This window comes from Nonomuraea sp. NPDC004702 (genome assembly GCF_053601695.1).
Genome location: NZ_JBSGCE010000005.1, coordinates 38,258 through 56,133, shown reverse-complemented (window position 1 = coordinate 56,133; position 17,876 = coordinate 38,258). Strand labels below are relative to the sequence as shown.

21 protein-coding genes are annotated in these 17,876 nt (G+C 71.3%); 7 read left to right on the top strand and 14 right to left on the bottom strand.

All coding sequences use genetic code 11. The features are described 5' to 3' along the window. The first annotated feature begins 38 nt into the window (after window positions 1–38). A complete protein-coding gene (locus tag ACWEJ6_RS08845) occupies window positions 39–410 on the top strand; it encodes a DUF5997 family protein (protein ID WP_352323187.1) in 372 nt (123 codons plus the stop codon). Window positions 411–472: 62 nt separating this feature from the next. Here the strand turns inward: ACWEJ6_RS08845 and ACWEJ6_RS08840 are convergent, their stop codons facing one another. The 7 genes from ACWEJ6_RS08840 to ACWEJ6_RS08810 form a co-directional block, all read right to left on the bottom strand. Further along, window positions 473–1,837 carry a TrpB-like pyridoxal phosphate-dependent enzyme gene (locus ACWEJ6_RS08840; RefSeq protein WP_452422506.1) on the bottom strand — a complete coding sequence of 455 codons (1,365 nt, stop codon included), beginning with the start codon at window positions 1,835–1,837 and terminating at the stop codon, window positions 473–475. Between the two features lie 34 nt (window positions 1,838–1,871). Next, a complete protein-coding gene (locus ACWEJ6_RS08835) occupies window positions 1,872–2,540 on the bottom strand; it encodes a transglutaminase-like domain-containing protein (RefSeq protein WP_452422504.1) in 669 nt (222 codons plus the stop codon). Beyond that, window positions 2,537–3,703: an acyl-CoA dehydrogenase family protein gene (locus ACWEJ6_RS08830; protein ID WP_358284364.1), complete on the bottom strand. Its 1,167-nt coding sequence runs from the start codon at window positions 3,701–3,703 to the stop codon at window positions 2,537–2,539. Before ACWEJ6_RS08830 ends, ACWEJ6_RS08835 begins: the two co-directional genes overlap by 4 nt. A gap of 15 nt (window positions 3,704–3,718) precedes the next feature. Then, window positions 3,719–4,093, bottom strand: coding sequence for an ectoine synthase (locus ACWEJ6_RS08825; RefSeq protein ID WP_352323183.1), 375 nt, complete (start codon window positions 4,091–4,093; stop codon window positions 3,719–3,721). Next, the gene (locus ACWEJ6_RS08820; RefSeq protein ID WP_452422501.1) at window positions 4,090–4,386 is read right to left on the bottom strand and encodes an acyl carrier protein; all 297 of its coding nucleotides are present in this window, start codon (window positions 4,384–4,386) and stop codon (window positions 4,090–4,092) included. The genes ACWEJ6_RS08825 and ACWEJ6_RS08820 overlap by 4 nt, the downstream gene beginning before the upstream one ends. A 48-nt stretch (window positions 4,387–4,434) precedes the next feature. Continuing rightward, entirely contained in the window at window positions 4,435–5,904 is a 1,470-nt protein-coding gene (locus tag ACWEJ6_RS08815) for an AMP-binding protein (RefSeq protein WP_452422499.1), read from the bottom strand. Between the two features lie 139 nt (window positions 5,905–6,043). Beyond that, window positions 6,044–6,958, bottom strand: coding sequence for a DMT family transporter (locus ACWEJ6_RS08810; protein ID WP_387663719.1), 915 nt, complete (start codon window positions 6,956–6,958; stop codon window positions 6,044–6,046). A gap of 433 nt (window positions 6,959–7,391) precedes the next feature. On the opposite strand from ACWEJ6_RS08810, the gene ACWEJ6_RS08805 reads away from it, so the two are divergent. Together ACWEJ6_RS08805 and ACWEJ6_RS08800 are read left to right on the top strand one after the other, a co-directional pair. Continuing rightward, window positions 7,392–7,802: a hypothetical protein gene (locus ACWEJ6_RS08805; protein WP_358284371.1), complete on the top strand. Its 411-nt coding sequence runs from the start codon at window positions 7,392–7,394 to the stop codon at window positions 7,800–7,802. Between the two features lie 138 nt (window positions 7,803–7,940). Beyond that, window positions 7,941–9,200 carry a serine hydrolase domain-containing protein gene (locus ACWEJ6_RS08800; RefSeq protein WP_452422497.1) on the top strand — a complete coding sequence of 420 codons (1,260 nt, stop codon included), beginning with the start codon at window positions 7,941–7,943 and terminating at the stop codon, window positions 9,198–9,200. A 56-nt stretch (window positions 9,201–9,256) separates the two neighbouring features. Here ACWEJ6_RS08800 and ACWEJ6_RS08795 read toward each other — a convergent pair whose 3' ends face one another. From ACWEJ6_RS08795 to ACWEJ6_RS08785, 3 genes are all read right to left on the bottom strand, one after another. Next, window positions 9,257–9,814, bottom strand: a complete 558-nt coding sequence (locus ACWEJ6_RS08795; protein ID WP_452422495.1) for a DUF6624 domain-containing protein — start codon at window positions 9,812–9,814, stop codon at window positions 9,257–9,259. Window positions 9,815–9,900: 86 nt separating this feature from the next. Then, window positions 9,901–10,659 (bottom strand): MerR family transcriptional regulator, encoded by a 759-nt coding sequence (locus ACWEJ6_RS08790; protein WP_452422493.1) that lies wholly within the window; start codon window positions 10,657–10,659, stop codon window positions 9,901–9,903. 10 nt (window positions 10,660–10,669) lie between these two features. Continuing rightward, a complete protein-coding gene (locus ACWEJ6_RS08785) occupies window positions 10,670–11,554 on the bottom strand; it encodes a DUF2268 domain-containing protein (RefSeq protein ID WP_452422491.1) in 885 nt (294 codons plus the stop codon). Between the two features lie 333 nt (window positions 11,555–11,887). On the opposite strand from ACWEJ6_RS08785, the gene ACWEJ6_RS08780 reads away from it, so the two are divergent. The 3 genes from ACWEJ6_RS08780 (at window position 11,888) to ACWEJ6_RS08770 (ending at window position 14,559) form a co-directional block, all read left to right on the top strand. Then, the gene (locus ACWEJ6_RS08780; protein WP_452422489.1) at window positions 11,888–12,487 is read left to right on the top strand and encodes a hypothetical protein; all 600 of its coding nucleotides are present in this window, start codon (window positions 11,888–11,890) and stop codon (window positions 12,485–12,487) included. A gap of 447 nt (window positions 12,488–12,934) precedes the next feature. Next, window positions 12,935–13,342 (top strand): YciI family protein, encoded by a 408-nt coding sequence (locus tag ACWEJ6_RS08775; protein ID WP_387663729.1) that lies wholly within the window; start codon window positions 12,935–12,937, stop codon window positions 13,340–13,342. 80 nt (window positions 13,343–13,422) lie between these two features. Then, a complete protein-coding gene (locus ACWEJ6_RS08770) occupies window positions 13,423–14,559 on the top strand; it encodes an RNA polymerase sigma factor (protein WP_452422487.1) in 1,137 nt (378 codons plus the stop codon). Window positions 14,560–14,640: 81 nt separating this feature from the next. Here ACWEJ6_RS08770 and ACWEJ6_RS08765 read toward each other — a convergent pair whose 3' ends face one another. Genes ACWEJ6_RS08765 through ACWEJ6_RS08755 form a run of 3 tightly spaced genes read right to left on the bottom strand, consistent with a single transcriptional unit; the run spans window position 14,641 to window position 16,479 of the window. After that, on the bottom strand, window positions 14,641–15,369 hold the full coding sequence (locus tag ACWEJ6_RS08765; protein ID WP_452422485.1) for a TSUP family transporter: 729 nt from the start codon (window positions 15,367–15,369) through the stop codon (window positions 14,641–14,643). A 31-nt stretch (window positions 15,370–15,400) separates the two neighbouring features. Further along, window positions 15,401–16,102, bottom strand: coding sequence for a cation transporter (locus ACWEJ6_RS08760; protein WP_452422483.1), 702 nt, complete (start codon window positions 16,100–16,102; stop codon window positions 15,401–15,403). Next, window positions 16,099–16,479, bottom strand: a complete 381-nt coding sequence (locus ACWEJ6_RS08755; protein WP_387663735.1) for an ArsR/SmtB family transcription factor — start codon at window positions 16,477–16,479, stop codon at window positions 16,099–16,101. Before ACWEJ6_RS08755 ends, ACWEJ6_RS08760 begins: the two co-directional genes overlap by 4 nt. 153 nt (window positions 16,480–16,632) lie before the next feature. On the opposite strand from ACWEJ6_RS08755, the gene ACWEJ6_RS08750 reads away from it, so the two are divergent. Beyond that, complete coding sequence (locus ACWEJ6_RS08750) at window positions 16,633–16,863, top strand: hypothetical protein (RefSeq protein ID WP_387663737.1); 231 nt, start codon at window positions 16,633–16,635, stop codon at window positions 16,861–16,863. An 81-nt stretch (window positions 16,864–16,944) separates the two neighbouring features. On the opposite strand, the gene ACWEJ6_RS08745 is transcribed toward ACWEJ6_RS08750, so the two are convergent. Next, the gene (locus ACWEJ6_RS08745) at window positions 16,945–17,628 is read right to left on the bottom strand and encodes a thermonuclease family protein (RefSeq protein ID WP_452422480.1); all 684 of its coding nucleotides are present in this window, start codon (window positions 17,626–17,628) and stop codon (window positions 16,945–16,947) included. Between the last annotated feature and the right edge of the window lie 248 nt (window positions 17,629–17,876).

The window sequence follows — 17,876 nt, the reverse complement described above, 5'->3', positions numbered from 1 at the left end:
TGTCGGGGACGCTGTCCCGACTGGCTAGGCTTGGGGGCATGACCTCGTCCAAACCGAAGAGCATCCAGACGATGAAGCCCGAGACGGCGGCCAAGAAGCTGGGTGTCCTCCTCTCGGCCACGCCCGCGGAGTTCCAGGCGGGCGTCGTCTCCAGGGACGAGCTGAACGAGCTGCAAGCCAAGCCGCCCGCGTGGCTCGCCGACCTGCGTCGTAACGGGCCGCACCCCAAGCAGGTCGTGGCCGCCAAGCTCGGCGTCTCCATCTCGGGGCTGCTGAGGGCCGGGATCACCGAGCCGCTCACGACCGCCGAGATCGACGCGCTGAAGGCGGAGAACCCCGACTGGCTGGAGCGGGAGCGCACCGTCCAGGCGGAGGCCCGCAAGGAAGCCCTCCGGCTCAAGCAGCGCTAGTCGCCGCGTCCCGGACCTGACGGCGCGGCCCGCCGGTGGGCAGGCCGCGCGTCACCGCCCGGTCAGGCGCGTGCCAGGTCGGGGATGCTGGACAGGCCGTGGGCGAGGTCGTCGTCCGTCGGCTCGTCGTCGGGCAGCAGCCCGGCCTGGAACATCTCGTAGGCGGCCAGGTCGAAGTGGCCGTGCCCGGACAGCGCGATGAGGATCGCCTTCGACTGGCCCTGCTCGCGGCAGCGCAGCGCCTCGTCGATGGCGGCCTGCACCGCGTGCGCCGACTCGGGCGCGGGCACGATGCCCTCCTCGCGGGCGAACAGCACGCCGGCCTCGAAGCAGGCGGTCTGCCGTACCGCGACCGCCTCCATCAGCCCGTTCTCGACGGCCCGGCTGATCAGCGGCGAGATGTCGTGGGCGCGCAGCCCGCCGGCGTGCACGGGCGGCGGCACGAACTTGTGGCCCAGCGTGTGCATCCGCGACAGCGGGGTGAGCCGGGCCGCGTCGGAGTGGTCGTAGGCGATGCGGCCACGGGTCAGCGTGGGGCAGGCGACCGGTTCGGCCGCGACGAGCCGGATCTCGCGCCCGCGGCGCAACTTGTCGCGCAGGAACGGGAAGCACATCCCGGCCAGGGTGCTGCCGCCGCCGCAGGGGCCGACCACGATGTCCGGGTAGTCCTCGGCGAGCTCCATCTGGAGCATCGCCTCCTGGCCGATGACGGTCTGGTGTGCGCACACGTGGTTGAGCGAGCTGCCGCGGGTGTAGCCCAGGTCGGGGTTGCCGTAGGCGACCTCCAGGGCCTCGGACTTGGCGATGCCGAGGCTGCCGGGGTGGTCGGGGTCCTCGGCCAGCACGGCCCGTCCGGCCGCGGTCAGCGGGCTGGGGCTGGAGTTGCAGATCGCGCCGTACGCCTCCATGAGGGCCCGGCGGTACGGCTTCTGCCGGTAGCTGACGCCCACCATGAACACCTGGGCGCTCAGCCCGAACATGGCCGCGGCCGAGGCGATCGAGCTGCCCCACTGGCCCGCGCCGGTCTCGGTGACCAGCCCCGTCTTGCCGATCTGCTTGTTGTAGTACGCCTGCGGCACCGCCGAGTTGGGCTTGAGGCTGCCGACCGGCGAGACGCCCTCGTACTTGTAGTAGATGCGGGCGGGGGTGTCCAGGGCGCGTTCGAGGCGGCGCGCCCGGTAGAGCGGGGTGGGCCGCCACTGGCGGTAGATGTCGCGGACCGGGCCGGGGATCTCGAACTCCGGCTCGGTGCTGAGCTCCTGGTCCACCAGGGGCTCGGCGATCGTCCTGCACAGCTCGGCCCGGGTGATCGCCGCGCCGGTGGCCGGGTCGAGGATGGGGGCCGGCTCGCCGAAGTCCGCGGCGATGTTCAGCCACGTGTACGGGATGTCGTCCTCGTTCAGGGTGTATTTGACGGTCTCGTTCAACGGATACCTCTCATAAGGACTTCGTCGAGGGATGTCAGACGGCCGCTTCCGCGGTCAGCGAGCCCTTCACGGTCTGGTCCCCGCCGCCCAGCAGCGCGGGGTGGGACGTCCTGAACCCCTCCAGGACCAGCTCGTAGGGGAAGTCGTCGAACTCGCCGTGCCAGTGCAGGAACTCCATGTGCCGCCGGCCTGCCTCGTCGTGCGGGTGGTAGACGCTGTCGGCGGTGCCGTCGAACTCCAGGGGCTTCAGGCGGTACAGCCGGCACAACATCTTGTTGAACACGGGGGTGGCCTTCACCCAGCGGCCTTCGAGCTGGACGGAGACCAGGCCGTGGAAGCGGAACACGTCGCCGCCGACGAGCTCCTTGAGCCGTCCGGAGGCCAGGTGGTTGCGCACGTCGGCGAACACCAGCCGGGACGGGATGCCGAGCGCACGGGCGGCGGCGGCGTACACCACCGACTTGTGCAGGCAGAAGCCGCTGCCCCGGGCGATGATCGTGCTGGCCCGCAGGCCGTCGCGGGACATGTCGATGTCGTAGACGTCGTACAGGATGGTGTCGCGCACCTGGTAGTAGAGGCGTACGGCCTGCTCGGTGGGGGTGGCGGCGCCCTCGACGGCCCGTTCGGCGAACTCGCGCACCACGGGGTGGCCGGCGTCCAGGAACTTCGTGGCGGCCAGGTCGGCGGCCAGGTCAGCGGTCATGTGTGTGACTCCTTGAGGCCGAGCATCCGGGCGATGCGGATCCGTTGCATCTCCGAGGTGCCGGAGTAGATGGTGCCGCCGACCGCGTCCCGGAGCTCCTTCTCCAGCCCGGTCCCGGTCAGGTAGCCGCTGCCGCCGAAGATCTGGATCGCGGCCAGCGCCGACCTGACGTTCGCCTCGCTGGTGACCACCTTGGCGATCGCGATGTCGGTGGCGACGTCCCGGCCGGCGGCGAAGCCGCGCGCGGCGTCGTACAACCAGCGCCGGGCGGTCTCCACGCCGATCTTCATGTCCACGATCTGGCCGGCGACCATCTGGAACGAGCCGATCGGCCGGCCGAACTGGCGGCGCCGGGAGGCGTGCTCGACGCAGCGGTCCAGCCGGTGCCGCATCGCGCCGGCCTGGACGATGAAGGAGCACAGGATCTCCCACCGCATCACGTGCTCCAGCACGGTGAAGCCCATGCCGGGCCGGCCCACCACGTTGGCGGCCGGGACCCGGCAGTCGCGCAGCGTCAGCTCGCCGAGCGGGGACGTGCGCAACCCCATCTTGGGCACGTCCGGGCCGGTCAGCAGGCCCGGGGTGTCCCGTTCGACCAGGAAGGCGGTCAGGCCGAACGGGCCCAGGTCGCGGTCGGTCACCGCGTAGACCACGATCAGGTCGGCGACCGGGCCGTTGGTCACGAACACCTTGTCGCCGTCGAGGATCCAGTCGTCGCCGTCCGGTTTGGCGGTCATGCCCATGCCCAGCACGTCGGAGCCGCCCCCGGGGTCGGTGATCGCGTGCGCGGTGATCGTCGTGCCGTCGCAGATGCCCGGCAGGTGGCGGGCCTTCAGCTCGGGGCTGCCGAAGCGTTGCAGAGGGATCCCGGCGCTCACGATCTGCGTGCAGAGCGAGAAGCACAGCCCGCCGTCCCGGCAGCCCTCGCCGAGGCCCTCCAGGACGTACATGGTGCTGAGCAGGTCCAGGCCGCGGCCGCCCCATTCCGGCGAGAACGGCAGGCGCAGCAGCCCGGAGGCGCGCACCTGCTCCCACTTGTGCGCCGGCAGGCCGGCGGTCCGGTCGGCGTCGCGGTCGGCGTCCAGGTGGCCTTCGCCCAGCACCTCGTACCAGTCCGCGAACTCGGCCCTGAGCTCGCGGTGTGTGTCGCTCCACTCGTCCATGGGTGACCAGATCCGTCAGTAGTGGGAGAACTCAGCCTCAGCGAGCTGGTGGCGCTCGTCGCCCTGCAGCGCGGGGGAGAAGACGCAGATCAGCCGCAGGTCCTCGCCGGGGTCGGCGATCAGGTGGTGCGGGTCGTTCTGGTCGAGCGCGTACATGGTGCCCGGCTCCAGGACGTGCTGGCGGCCGTCGGCGTCGATCACGGCGCCCCGGCCGCTGATGCAGTAGCACGCCTCCAGGTGCTTGCGGTACTGGAGGGGGGAGCTGGTGCCGGCCCAGACGATCGTGTCGGTGAGCGAGTAGCCCATGCCGTCGCGCTCGACCAGGAAGCGGTGGCTCAGGCCGTTCCCCCACTCGACCGGCGTCACGTCAGAGATCTTGCGGATGATCATTGCAGTGTCCGTTCTGCTGGTGCTGATAATGCTTTTCCGACGAACTCGTCAATGGCGGCCACGGTCCGGAAGTTCTCCGGGGCGATGTCCAGCTCGTCGACCGGGACGCCGAACTCGTCCTTGATCCAGCCGATGAGCTTCAACAGGCCCAGGCTGCTGATGACCCCGTTGCGGAAAAGGTCGTAGTCGGCCTCGAGTTCGTCGGGCGGAGTATCGGGGAGATACTCGGTCACCACGAATTCTTTAATCCGGTGTGCGATGTCCACGAAAGGCAGCATCACACGCGCGCGCACGCGGTCGCATCTCCGAGAATGCGCGTGCCCGCAATAGGCTTTTGCGTGTCAGCCGATGCGCTTTCGGTCCACCTTTCCGGTCGAGGTGCGCGGGAACGGCTGCTCGACCAGCCTGATGGCGGACGGGATCGCGGCCCGCGGCAGCCGCATCGCGCAGTGCGTCCGCAGGCGCAGCCCCGACAGCCGCCCCGGCCCCGTCCCGCGGACGAACGCGGTGAGCCGGGTCTCGGCGCCGTCCACGGCCGGGACGACGGCGGCCTCCAGGACGTCGTCGTGCTCCAGCAGCACCCGCTCGATCTGCTCCAGGTTCACCCGGATGCCGCGCACCTTGAGCTGGAAGTCGTCCCGGCCGACGAGGAACAGCCGGCCGGCGGCGTCCCGGCGGACCAGGTCGCCGGTGCGGAAGAAGCGGCGGCCGTCCGGCCCGGTCACGAACCTGCCGGTCGCCGCGGCCGGGTCCGGGGTCACGTACCCCTCGGTCTGGAAGGGCGTCCAGACCAGGAGCTCGGTGCCGCCGTCGTCCGGCGGGACGGGGGCCAGATCGGGGCCGAAGGCCACGACGACGCCGGGCAGCGGGCGGCCGATCGGCAGGGGGGCGGGCCCGGCCGCCTCGGCGGCGTCGAACTCGTGCCAGAAGCTGTCGTTGGTCTCGGTGCAGCCGTAGACGTTGTGCAGCCGGGCGCGCGGGAACCGGCGCGGCAGGCCGGCGCGCAGCGGGACCGGCGCGTGGTCGCCGGTGACGATGACGTGCCGCACGCCGGGGAAGACGCCCTCCTCCAGCAGCTGGTACAGCATGGGCACGCCCTGGACGACGGTGACCCCGCAGGCGGCGAAGAAGTCGCAGACGTAGCGCGGGTTGGCGGCCAGCGCGGGGTCGACCAGGGCGACGCAGCCGCCGTGCCGCAGCGTGGCCCACACGTCCAGCAGGCACAGGTCGAAGTTGAGCGGCGCGTAGTTGAACACCACCTCGCCGGGGCCGAGGCCGAACGCGTCGCCGGCCCAGCCGGTGAACCGCGCCACCGCCCCCGCCGACAGCGGGACGATCTTCGGGGTGCCGGTCGAGCCGGACGTGGTCAGCATGAACGCGGTGTCCTGCTCGGCGACCGCCACCGGCACGGGGACCGCGGGCCCGCCGCTGGGCTCGTCGCCGGGCCCGCTGATCACGGCGGTGACCACGTCGGGGTGTTCGGCGGCGTCCTCGGGGGTGGCGGCCAGCACCTCGACGCAGCCCGCCCGCGCGCACAGCTCGCCGAGCGCGACCGCGCCGAGGTCGATCGGCGGCAGCAGCAGCGGACGCCCGGCCGCCAGGCAGCCGAGCACCAGCGCGACCGCCTGCGGCGACTTACGGGCGAGCACCGCGACCGGGCCCGGCGCAAAAGCGTCGAGTTCTTTCTGGGCCCGTCCGGCCATGGCGGCCAGTTCGGCGTAGCTGACTTTCTCCGTCCTGGTTCGCAAGGCTGGTGCGGACGGTTCTCTCTCGGCGTGCGCGATGAAATCGCGGAGCAGTTCTGTGGTCATCGGAAGGTCACCCATCGATTTCTTGGTTGCCGGATACCAATGATTTTGTTCGATGTGCGACCGCGAAATCGGAAATGCGGGCTTCAGCTAATTGCCCGCGTCCGGCAGCTTCCTGCAACGCCTCGACCACGAGAACGGGTCAGGACCGTACTTCCAGTTCTTCGGCCCGCTCCGGCGGGCCGGCCGCCGGGGCGGGCGGCTCCTCCTCGGCGCGGGTGGCCAGCACGCAGCCGCCCAGGATCAGCGCGAACGAGACGACGATCAGGGCGGTCAGCGGCTCGTCCAGGATCAGCACCCCGGCGACGATGGCCACCGCCGGGTTCATGTACGTCGACACCAGCGCCCGCGACGGCCCGGCCTCCTTGATGAGCTCCACGAACACCACGAACGCCAGCCCGGTGCAGACCACGCCGAGGCCGCCCAGCGCCGCCAGCACCTGCCAGCTCGGCATGGCGGACGGCCAGGTCCAGATCGCGGCGGGCGTGTAGACCAGCGCGGCCAGGGTGAGGCAGGCGGCCGTCAGCGGGATGGTGGGCAGGTCCCGCAGGTGCCGGTCGGCGACGAGCGGTGCGATCGAATAGCAGAGCGCGGTCAGCAGCACCTCGCCCATCGCCCAGGCGTCCCCGCCGCCCAGGTGCGGCCCGGCCAGCACGGCGACGCCGGCCAGGCCGATCACCAGCCCGATCCAGCGGGTTCGGCCGAGCCGTTCACTGCCGCCGCTCAGGCGGGCCAGCGCCACGCCGAGGATGGGCGCCGCGGCGATCAGCAGGCCGCTGGTCGAGCTGGTCAGCCGCCGTTCGGCGTCCGACAGCAGCCACCAGGGCGCCAGGATCTCCAGGCAGGCGAACGCGAGGACCGGCCGCCAGTACCGCCGGACCATCGCCAGCTGCCCGCCGCGGATCGCCAGCGGCAGCAGCAGCGCGGCGCCGATCGCGGTGCGCGCGAAGACCAGCACGGGCACCGGCACGCCGCCGACCGCGACCTTGATGAGGAGGTAGGGGATGCCCCAGATCACGGACATCAGGGCGAACAGCACCCAGCCACGGCGGCTCACATGCGTCTCCTTGGGGTCGAGATGGACGGCCTGCTCATGAAATGTCTGCTCATGGACGGTCTGCTCAGGCGGAGGGCGGGGAGGCGGCAGGAGGGGCGGGAGCGGCGCCGGGGATGCGGGCCGGCGGCCTGCGGAAGACCGACGGCGAATCCATGAAAATCCTCCAGCCTATTCGCTGCCGCGCGACAATTCCCGCACGAAAGCAATTCTTCCCGAGAATCGCACGGCGCCCGTGTCGCGGCTTCTTTCAACGTGCTCTTTCAGTGGACAATCAGCTCGACGCCAAGGGATGCTGGACGCGCGACCGGAGTGCCGCCGATCGGTGTCCTCGCAGGTCAGCCGCGAAATCACCGGCCCTCGCCGGACGGCATCGGGCCGTTGGTCCCGCCGCGCCAAGCCGTGCACTGTCACCCTGAAACGGAGGGAAACCACCATGACCGATAAATCCCCCAACCCCGCGCTCCGGCAGCTCGACGTCCTCATCGGCACCTGGCGGGTCAGCAACGTCGAGGACGGCAAGGCGACCGACGCCGGCACCGTGCGCTTCGAATGGCTGGAGGGCGGCAACTTCCTGGTCCAGCACGTCGACCTGGCCGACACCAAGGCCGTGGAGTACATCGGCTACGACGAGGAGAGCAAGACCCTCAAGTCCCACCTGTTCGGCCAGTCCGCCGAGATCCTCAAGTACACCTGGGAGGTCAGCGGCGACACGCTGACCATCTGGTACGGCGACCAGGGCTCGCCCGCCCGCTTCGTCGGCAAGTTCAGCGAGGACGGCGACACCAACTCCGGCGCCTGGGAGTGGCCCGGCGGCGGCTACCAGTCCACGATGACCCGGGTATAGCCCCGTTCGGCGCTCCGGCCCGGCGGCGAGGTCGCCGGGCTGCGGCCGGGTGCGATCTGGCAGATCCTTGTCAAGGATGGCCGAAAAGTCCGTAAGATACGGGCCCTAATGGTACGGATGTGACTTGGGGGCCCTGACGTGACGCTGCTGTCCCGGCGAAATCTTCTCAAAACCGGCGCGATCGCGGTACCGGCCGCGATCCTGGCACCCGGCACGGCGGCCCAGGCGGCTCGGGCGGCGCGGCCCATGCCCGGGGTCGAGATGTCGGGCGTCGCGCCCGCCTCGCTGGCCGGTTTCGACAACCTGTTGAAGAAGTTCGTGCTGGACCGGAAGATCACCGCCGCGCAGCTCGCCATCATGAAGAGCGGCAAGATCGTGCTGGCCCGGGGCTACCGCTACAACGACTTCTCCAGGGCGCTGCCCGCGGTCTCGCCGACGTCGTTGTTCCGCATCGCCAGCCTGAGCAAGAACATCACCTCCGCCGCGATCATGCGGCTGGTGCAGGACGGCAAGCTCAGCCTGTCGGCCAAGGTCACCCAGCTCCTCGGGCTCACGCCCCTCGACGAGCGCATGGGCCAGGTCACCGTGCTGCGCCTCATGCAGCACCTCGGCGGCTGGGACCGCGGCGTCTCCAAGGACCAGCTCTGGCTGGACCACACCATCTCGGCCGCGCTCGACGTGCCGCTGCCGATCAGCCACGCCGACATCGTCAAGTACGCCACCGCCCGGCGGCTCGACTTCGACCCCGGCAGCAAGATGGTCTACAGCAACTACGGCTACCTGCTGCTGGGCCGGGTGATCGAGAAGGTCTCCGGCATGTCGTACGAGTCGTACGTCAAGACCAAGCTGCTCCAGCCGCTCGGCATCACCCGCATGCGGCTCGGCCGCAGCCTGCGGAGCGAGGCCGCGCCCGGCGAGGTCGCCTACGAGTCGCAGTACACCAACAAGTCGGTGGTGGACGCCTCCGGCACCGTCGTCCCCTACCAGTACGGCGGCTTCAACATGCCGAACCAGGACGCCAACGGCGGCTGGCTCGCCTCCGCCGTCGACCTGGTCCGCTGGACGCTCGCCTTCGACAAGCCCGGCACGGTGCTGAGCTCGGCCTCCATCGCCAAGCTGGTCGCCAAGCCGGAGATCGGCGTCAACCAGTACGGATCCTGGTACGGCGGCGGCTGGTGGGTGCGCCAGGTCACCGGCCACCTCAACACCTGGCACGACGGCTCGATGCCCGGCACGTACTCCTACCTGGCCCGGCTGCAGAACGGCTTCAGCTACGCGGTCGTGTTCAACCGCAGGGAGGAGACCGGGTCGCTCGACTTCGACACGCTCGACGACGACATGAACAAGGTCACCGTCTCCTCCTGGCCCACGACGGACCTGACGTCCCGCTACTTCTGACGGCGCCGCGAGGGCCGGAAATCACTACTTCTGAGCACATCGCGAGCTTCAGGTGCTCATTTCAGTGACTGGAGCTCCTTGAGGTAGTCCTTCAGCGGCTTGAGACCCACCTCCGCGCGTCGTTCGTCGACCCGCGCCTCGTCCTCGATCGGGGTGCGGGGCCGCCATTCGCCCTCGGGGGTGGTCTCCCACTGCGTCCCGTACACCTGGGGCTTCTTCTCCGCCACGCGCACCCGGTCCACCAGGTAGGCCAGGTCGGACGGGTCGGCGTCGCCGTCGTCCACCGCCCGCCGCATCATCTCCAGGCCCCGGCGCTGGAAGGCCAGGTCGCGGTCGGCGTGCTGGACGAGGGCCCAGGCCGCCTGCGCGCCGTCCTTGCCGACCAGTTCGTACCCCGGCCAGCCGTAGGTGTCGAGGATCTGCCGCATGCGCTCGGTGTTGGCCTTCTCGGTCCGGTCCCAGTCCTCCTGGCTGGCCTCCAGGGTGCGCTGCTCCTGGTCCGTCTTGAGCATCTTCAACAGTTCGGCCCGCAGCGCGGGGTTCCTGGGGGCGTCGTCACCGCACGCCGTGACCATGAGGAACGCCGCGAACAGCCACAGGGACAAGACCCGCATGCCCTCGATCATCCCTCCGTCCGTCCCGGGACGCGAGGGATGACCGCTACATCCGGGTACGCGCATTCACATCCGGGTACGCGCGCTCACATCCGGGTACGCGCGTACGCCTGAAGCGCGTCGCGGACGAACCTCGCCCCGGCGGCGTCGCCGTACATGGCGGTGAAGCGGGGGTCGTCGACGTACATGTCGCCGAGGCAGCTCACCATCTCGATCGAGCGGTCGCGGTCGCCCTCGGCCGTGGGCGTGCCCGGGATCTGGCTCAGCCACCGCACGTGCCGGGCGGCCAGCGACTGGGCGCGGTCGGACGTCGGCGACACCCCGGCCTGCACCGCGGCGACCCACGCGGCGACCAGGTCCTCGGCCGCCCGCTTCCAGGCCCGCTGCTGGTCGAGCGTCTTGCCGTGCCACCAGTCGTTGCTCACCTGGAACGCGCGCTCGCCCCAGCGTGCGATCACGTCGTCCTTGTAGTGGTCGTTGAAGCCGGCCAGCATGACGTCCATCCGCGGTTCCGCCCCCGCCAGCAGGGCGTCCAGCGTGTGACGCACGGAGCTGATCTGCCGGTCGATGCGGTCGCGCTCGTCCTCCAGCGCGGCGATGTGGGCCCGCAGCCCGTCGCACGCGTCCACCTCGTCGGCCAGGACCTCGGCGATGGCCGGCAGGCCCATGCCGAGCCGGCGCAGCAGCAGGATCCGCTGCAGCCGCAGGACCGCGGCGGAGTCGTAATGGCGGTGGCCGTTCGCGCCCACCCGGGACGGGATCAGGAGCCCGACGCTGTCGTAGTGCCGCAGGGTGCGGCTGCTGACGCCGGCCCTGGCCGCCAGCTCCTGGATCGTCCACTCCATCGGTCCAGTGTCACCCGCGGCGGAGCGTGGTCGCGATGATCTCCGCGCTGTCGGCGTGCAGGGCCTGCGCCGCCGTCCGGCCGGTCGCGGCCAGGTAGGCGTCGACCAGCCGGTTGCCCGCGGCGTACCCGGCGCCCATCGGCAGGCCCACCGGGGTGACGCCGAGGTGCTCGGCGCCGGGGTCGCCGTGCACCCAGGCGGTGAAGTTCTCCATGCCCGTCACGTCGAGGCCGGTGAGCACCTTGTCGAAGATCGCGTCGTCGTGCAGGTGCGGCACGCCGATGCGGGCGTAGCCGAGCTCGTCGCCGTAGAGCTGGCGGGCGAAGGCGTCGGCCAGGCCCTCGCCGACGATGTGCTCGCCGACCGTGACGGTCATCGGGTCCCACACCACTCCGCCCGGGCTCCATCGCAGGTTGTGGTGGAGCTCGTGCACGGCGGTGGCCTCCAGCCGCTCCACGTTCTCGGGGAAGGGCCACAACGTGATGGCGATGTTGCCCGAGATGCCGCCGAACCCGGTCAGCCCCTTGCAGGGCCCCATGAAATGCTCGTCAGCCGGGTCGCCGAGCACGAACAGCACGGTGATGTCCGGAACCGCCAGCCCCGGCGTCGCCTCCGTCAGCACGGCGAGAGCGTCGTCGAGCGCGCGCCGCATCCGCTCCCAGGCTCCGGCCGCCTCCAGGGTGTCCAGCGCGTCGAGGCAACGCTCCTCGTCCCGGTCGATGGGGAACCCGGACGTCTGGAGATGCACGGACACCAGATCGACCTCGCCCGGGTAGTAGCGGTACATCCCGGCGTTGGGCTCCAGCATCGAACGCAGCAGGCCGGCGCGGTCCGCCACCGGGGCCAGCAGGATCCGCCGCATGGCGGAGCAGGTGTCAAGAACGGTGATCGACATGGCCCCGATGCTAGAAGTTGACGCAACGTCAACGTCAAACCAGCGCGATCCGGCTTTCGCGACTCATCAGAAGGGGAGTCGGGCGTTACTGCTGATCCTTGGGAGCCAAACGGGGAGCCACTGGCTCTACCTGGCCTGCGGCTTGAAGATCTTGTCCATCACGACCGCGACGAAATCGCCGCCGCACGCGCGGGGATGGTCGCGAGGCGCGGGGGCAGGCAAGGGAACGTTCTGAGGCGCTTGCATCATGGCCAGAATCGCCAAGTGACGCCGGTCGGGGGCCGCGGAGGCGACGTCGTCGCGCCCCCGGCCTCCACCTCGAAGGAGGAACGCATGGATCACGACACCGATCTGTGGAATCGGCTCGCCGCGCACGGCATCGACTTCGAGACCCCCTTCCGCGGCGTCTGGTGCGAGGGGCTCACCGTCGAGCAGGCGGCGCACCGGCTGGGCGCCGACCCGGACGCCGCCCGGCCCGGCGTCATCCGGGAGATCGTCACGGGCGAGTATCGCGGGCAAGAGGGCGGAGTCGTCTGGATCGGCGATTACGCCCCCGGCTGGATCCTGGCGATCCAGCTCGACGGGAACCGGCTCTGGGAGTGGGACGCCTGGGTACGGCTCTCCGGCGAGAAGGGCAGACTGCTCAGCCTCGGCTGGCCACTGCACGACCTCGATGGTGTGGAAGACCTCCAGTATCTTGTCGGCGGGGAACTAGTCACCTCCCTGGTCGTCGGCGATCCCGAGGAGCGGGACGGTAGCGATCCCGACGCGCTCGACGACTACCTCGACGGCCTGTCCTTCTTCGGCGACACCGCGTACGCGGAGGTCACCTCGGCTCTGCGCCTCATCGGCCGGATCACCGGCAGGGAGATCGACGACGCGTGGCTCGGCGGCACGCACACCCGCTATGCCATCAGGGAGAGCTCCGGCTGAGTGCACCCCTCGGCGGGGGGCGAGCGCCCCCGCCGATTTCCCTCGCCTCACTGACACAGGATGTCAGGGTACGGCGATGGCCTGCCGCCATGATCGTGGAGATTCCCACCTATCGCCTCAAGCCAGGCACCCGCGCCGACTTCCTCGACATGATGCGCACGACATCCGTCCCCCGCTGGAGGCGTACCTGATGCGCGCCTTCCCCTCGCTCCAGACCCACCAGGAGCAGGAGGAGGGCCCGGGAGCCAGAGAAGGGAGCCAACGCCCGCCGACCAAGACCGACATCACGAGACCGGCAGTGGCGATGAGGTAGGGAGAAGGCTCCCCCGTTCGACTCCTTCAGACCATGTCGGCCCCTTTTCCCTGCCGCAACGTCAACGTCAAACCGAGTTTTGCCGCGTGGCAGAATCCGGCCAGACTGGGCCGGACAGTTCGAAGGAGAACCTGATGGCCAAATACCTGCTGCTCAAGCACTACCGGGGCGCGCCGGCGGCGGTCAACGACGTGCCGATGGGCCAGTGGACGCCGGAGGAGGTCGCGGCCCACGTCCAGTACATGCGGGACTTCGCCGCCCGGTTGCAGGAGAGCGGTGAGTTCGTCGACAGTCAGGGGCTCTCGCCCGAGGGCACGTTCGTCCGCTATGACGGCGAGGGGCGGCCGCCGGTCACCGACGGCCCGTTCGCCGAGACCAAGGACCTGATCGCCGGCTGGATGGTGATCGACGTCGCGAGCTACGAACGGGCGCTGCAGCTGGCCGGCGAGCTGTCCGCGGCCCCCGGCGCGGGCGGCGAGCCGATCCACGAGTGGCTGGAGGTGCGGCCCTTCCTGACCGGGACGCACCTGGTGGCGGAGTGAACGAGTCGTTCTCTGACCGGGACGCACCTGGTGGACAAGTGAACGAGTCGTTTTCTGACCAGGCCGCACCCGGTGGCCGGGTGAACGAGTCGCTGCTGCGGGAGCTGGTGCCCGCCGTGATCGGCGTCGTCGTCCGCCGCGGCGCGGACTTCGCGGCGGCCGAGGACGCCGTCCAGGACGCCCTGACCGAGGCCGTGCGCGTATGGCCGGACGACCCGCCCCGCGACCCCAAGGGCTGGCTGGTCACCGTGGCCTGGCGCAAGTTCCTCGACGCCGCCCGCGCCGACGCCTCCCGGCGGCACCGCGAGACCCGCGTCGACAGCGAGCCCCCGCCGGCCCCCGGGGAGGCGGTGGACGACACGCTCCAGCTGTACTTCCTGTGCGCGCACCCGTCGCTGACGCCGGCCTCGGCCGTCGCGCTCACGCTGCGCGCGGTCGGCGGGCTGACCACGCGCCAGATCGCGCAGGCGTACCTGGTGCCGGAGGCGACCATGGCCCAGCGGATCAGCCGGGCCAAGCGCACCGTCTCCGGCGTGCGGTTCAACCAGCCCGGCGACGTCGCCACCGTGCTGCGCGTGCTCTACCTGGTCTTCAACGAGGGCTACTCCGGCGACGTCGACCTCGCCGCCGAGGCGATCCGGCTCACCCGGCTGCTCGCGGCGAAGATCAAGCACGAGGAGGTCGCCGGCCTGCTCGCGCTCATGCTGCTGCACCACGCCCGGCGACCGGCACGCACCGCTCCCGACGGGAGCCTCGTGCCCCTTGCCGAGCAGGACCGCGGCCTGTGGGACACCCGCCTGATCGCCGAGGGCGTCGACGTGCTCCAGGCGGCCCTCGCCCGCGACCGGCTGGGCGAGTTCCAGGCCCAGGCCGCCATCGCCGCGCTGCACGCCGACGCCCCGACGGCCGGGGAGACCGACTGGCCGCAGATCGTCGAGTGGTACGACGAGCTGGTGCGCCTCACCGGCAGCCCGGTGGCCCGCCTCAACCGGGCCGTCGCCGTCGGCGAGGCCGACGGCCCGCGGGCCGGTCTGGTCGCCCTGGCCGAGCTCGACCCGGCCCTGCCCCGCCACGCCGCCGTCGCGGCCTACCTGCACGAACGCGCCGGCGACCCGGCCACCGCGGCCCGCCTCTACGCCGAGGCCGCCCGGTCAGCCCCCACCCTCCCCGAACGCGACCACCTCACCCGCCAGGCGGCCCGGCTGGGCGGGGCGTGAGGGGCTAGGGCTGACGTCGTCCGGCTGGGCGGGGCGTGAAGGTCCGGGCCTGACGTCGTCCGGCTTCGGGCGGCCGGATCATCAGCCTCCGGTGACGACGAGTACCAGCCCGGACGCCACCAGCCCCACCTCGACCACCACCACGAACGCGCCGGCGGGCAGCCGGTCGACGATCTTCTTGCCCGCCCAGGCCCCGGCCGCGCTCGCCGGCGCCAGGGCCAGCCCGGTGGCGACGCCGGACGTGGTGAGCACGGCGGCCGCGCCGAAGACGACCAGCTTGGTCAGGTGCATCACCACCGCCGCCGCGGCCTCCGTGCCGATGTAGGCGCCGCGCAGCAGGCCGCGGGCCAGGAAGAACGGCGCGACCATCGGCCCCATGGAGCCCACCAGCGCCGAGCCGAACCCGGACACGGCTCCGACGGCCGCGAACGCCGCGTCGTCCAGCCGGACGCCATGCGGCCGCCTGCGTCGCCAGACCACCATGACCAGCAGGAACACCCCGATGACCCGGGTCAGCGCGGCCATCGGGGCGGCGGCGAACACCAGCGCGCCGGCCGCGGCGGCGGGAACCGCCCCGGCCGCGAAGACGCCCACCAGACGGCGGTCGACCTCGTCCCGGTTGAACCACACCCGGCTGCCGTTGCCGGCGAGCTGCGCGACGGTCAGCACCGCGACGGCGTCCCGGGCGCCCAGGACCGTGACGAACACCGGCAGCAGCAGCACCCCGCCGCCGAACCCGGCCACCGCCGACAGCGTCGCGGTGGCGAACGTCGCCACCACCATGACGACCACGACCAGGACGGTGTTCACGCTTCTCACCTCCCCTGGAGGGCGCGGCCTGTCATTCTCCGGACGCGGAGCAGCAGGAGCAGCCGGGGGCGCAGGTGGCGCATCCGTCCGCCCGCTCCTCAAGACCGGCCGGGACGGCGCAGCAGGCGTCACCGCGCCAGGCTTCGCGGCCTTCCTTGACCGCGACCGCCGCGATCACCAGCGCGGCGACCGGGTCCGCCCAGGACCAGCCGAACAGGCTGTTGAGCGCCAGTCCCACCAGCAGCACGCCGGACAGGTAGGTGCACAGCAGGGTCTGCTTGGAGTCGGCAACCGCGGAGGCGGAGCCGAGCTCGCGTCCGGCGCGGCGCTGCGCGTGGGACAGGAACGGCATGACCACCAGCGACAACGCGGCCAGGATCAGGCCGGGCGTCGAATGCTCGGCCTCGCCCACCCCCAGCAGCGTACGGACGGCGTCGAAAGTGACGTAGGCCGCCAGCGTGAAGAAGGAGATCGCGATGACGCGCAGTGCCGTCCTCTCCCGCCTTTCATGGTCGGCCGCGGAGAACTGCCAGGCCACCGCGGCGGCCGAGGCGACCTCCACCACCGAGTCCAGCCCGAATCCGACCAGCGCGGCGGAGGAGGCCAGGGTGCCGGCGGTGATGGCCGCCACCGCCTCGATCACGTTGTAGGTGATGGTGGCCGCGACCAGCAGGCGGATGCGGCGCCGCAGGGCCGTCCGGCGCGCCGGGGTGGTGAGGTGCGCGGCGGTCACGACACCGGCTCCTGCGTGACCTCGACGGGGCCGGGACGCAGCGTCACGGCGTGGCCGGTGGCGGCCAGCAGCTGTTCGGCGGAGGCGAGCAGGTCCATCAGCTCGGGCCGGGTCAGGGAGTAGAACGACTGGCGGCCCTCGGCGCGGTAGTCGATCAGGCCGCAGTCGCGCAGGCAGGCCAGATGCTTGGACACCGTGGACTGGGCCAGGCCGAGCTGGGTGGTCAGGTCGACCACGCGGGCCTCGCCGCGGGCCAGGCGCTGGACGATGCGCAGCCGGGTCTCGTCGGCCAGGGAGTGGAACAGCGCGGCCGCGGGGGAGATGCCGGCGGCGATGTCCGCACTGACACAACGGCCACCTTCGGAATCAATCGCCATGTGGCGATGTTAGCCCGGATTCGGCATCTATGGCGAGGGTGGTGGTATCCGCCTGGAGGTCGGTCTCTCGCCCTCCGGTGTCTGTCCGGAAGTGTTCGTCGGACCTCTGCCGGGTCTTTCGGGACGGGGTAGGGATCTAGGAGGCTCGCCTTCGTGAGTGCACCCGGGCCGCGGGGCCGCCCCGCCGCCGATGAGCGCGAGACCGTCGTGATCCTTCGGGTGCTCGGGACGACCGGCATCGCGGCGGGGCTGGCCTCGGCTGCGTTCATGCTGCTGCAGTGGTCGAGCCCGCCGCTGCCCTGGCTGGCGTTCCTGCTCGTCGTCGCGCTGGTCGGGGTCGGCCTGCGCGTCGAGGCGGCGATCCTGGCGCGTTCCGCTCGCTGACCCGGCGCCCCGACCAACCGGCTTGTGTCCCGGCCGGTCGGCCGGGACGTTCAGACGGGACGGTCGGCGGGCTCGTGCGGGTCAGCGTTCGCAGACGACGCCGTCGCCGTCGCGGTCCTGGTACCAGGCGTACTCGGGGTCGATGCCGCGGCGGTACGGGCCGTAGCCGGCGGCGTTCGCCTCGGCGCAGGTGCGGAAGCGCGGGTCGGTGCCGGCGGGCGGGGGCGGCGTGGGGGACGGGGTCGGAGTCGGGGACGGGGTCGGCGTGGAGGTGGACGTGTCGCACCTGCCGGACCAGATCCGCAACTTCTCCGCCTTGGCCTTCGCCTGCTCCGTGCGGAAGAGGCTCTTGTACCCGTCGTCCGGCTTGAACGGGACGGCCTTGCCGTAGCCGTAGCGGATCAGGTTGCGGTTGACGTGCACGCCCTTGGCGTTCCACACGTGCGAGGGCGGGACGCCCGGCGTCCTGGCGGTGAGCAGGTGGGCCGTCGTCCCGGGTGGCAGGAGCGCCGCCGTACGGGCGGTGGCGGCCCTGGACCAGCACCGCCCGCGCTCGGGGGTGTCCACGCCGAGCAGCTGCACGCGGATCTTCGTGGTGCCGCGCACGACGTCGATGGTGTCGCCGTCCACGATCTTGACGACCCGTGCCGCGACCGTGCCCTTGGGGACGGCGGCCGCGTCGGCCGGCGTGCTCAGGGCGAGGGTGAGGGGCAGCAGGGCGGCCGTGGCGGTGACGATCCTGGCCGTGCTCGCGTTCGTTGGCATGGCGTGACTCCAGGGACGGATGGTCCGGACGTGAGGAGACGCGCCGACGGAGACAGGGGTGTACCGCCGGAAGGGCACGGTTATGTCACTCCTGGTCGAGGTGCGGCGACGCTGCGCTTAGGGTTTGACTGATCGCCGGCCCCCTCGGGGTGGCCGACATCCAAGGTCAGAGGCTTGTGCGGCCCCCCTCGGCCTGCCTCGTGCGGACGGTTGCGCGTGCGGGGCCGGGCGGGTCGTCAGGGACGGTC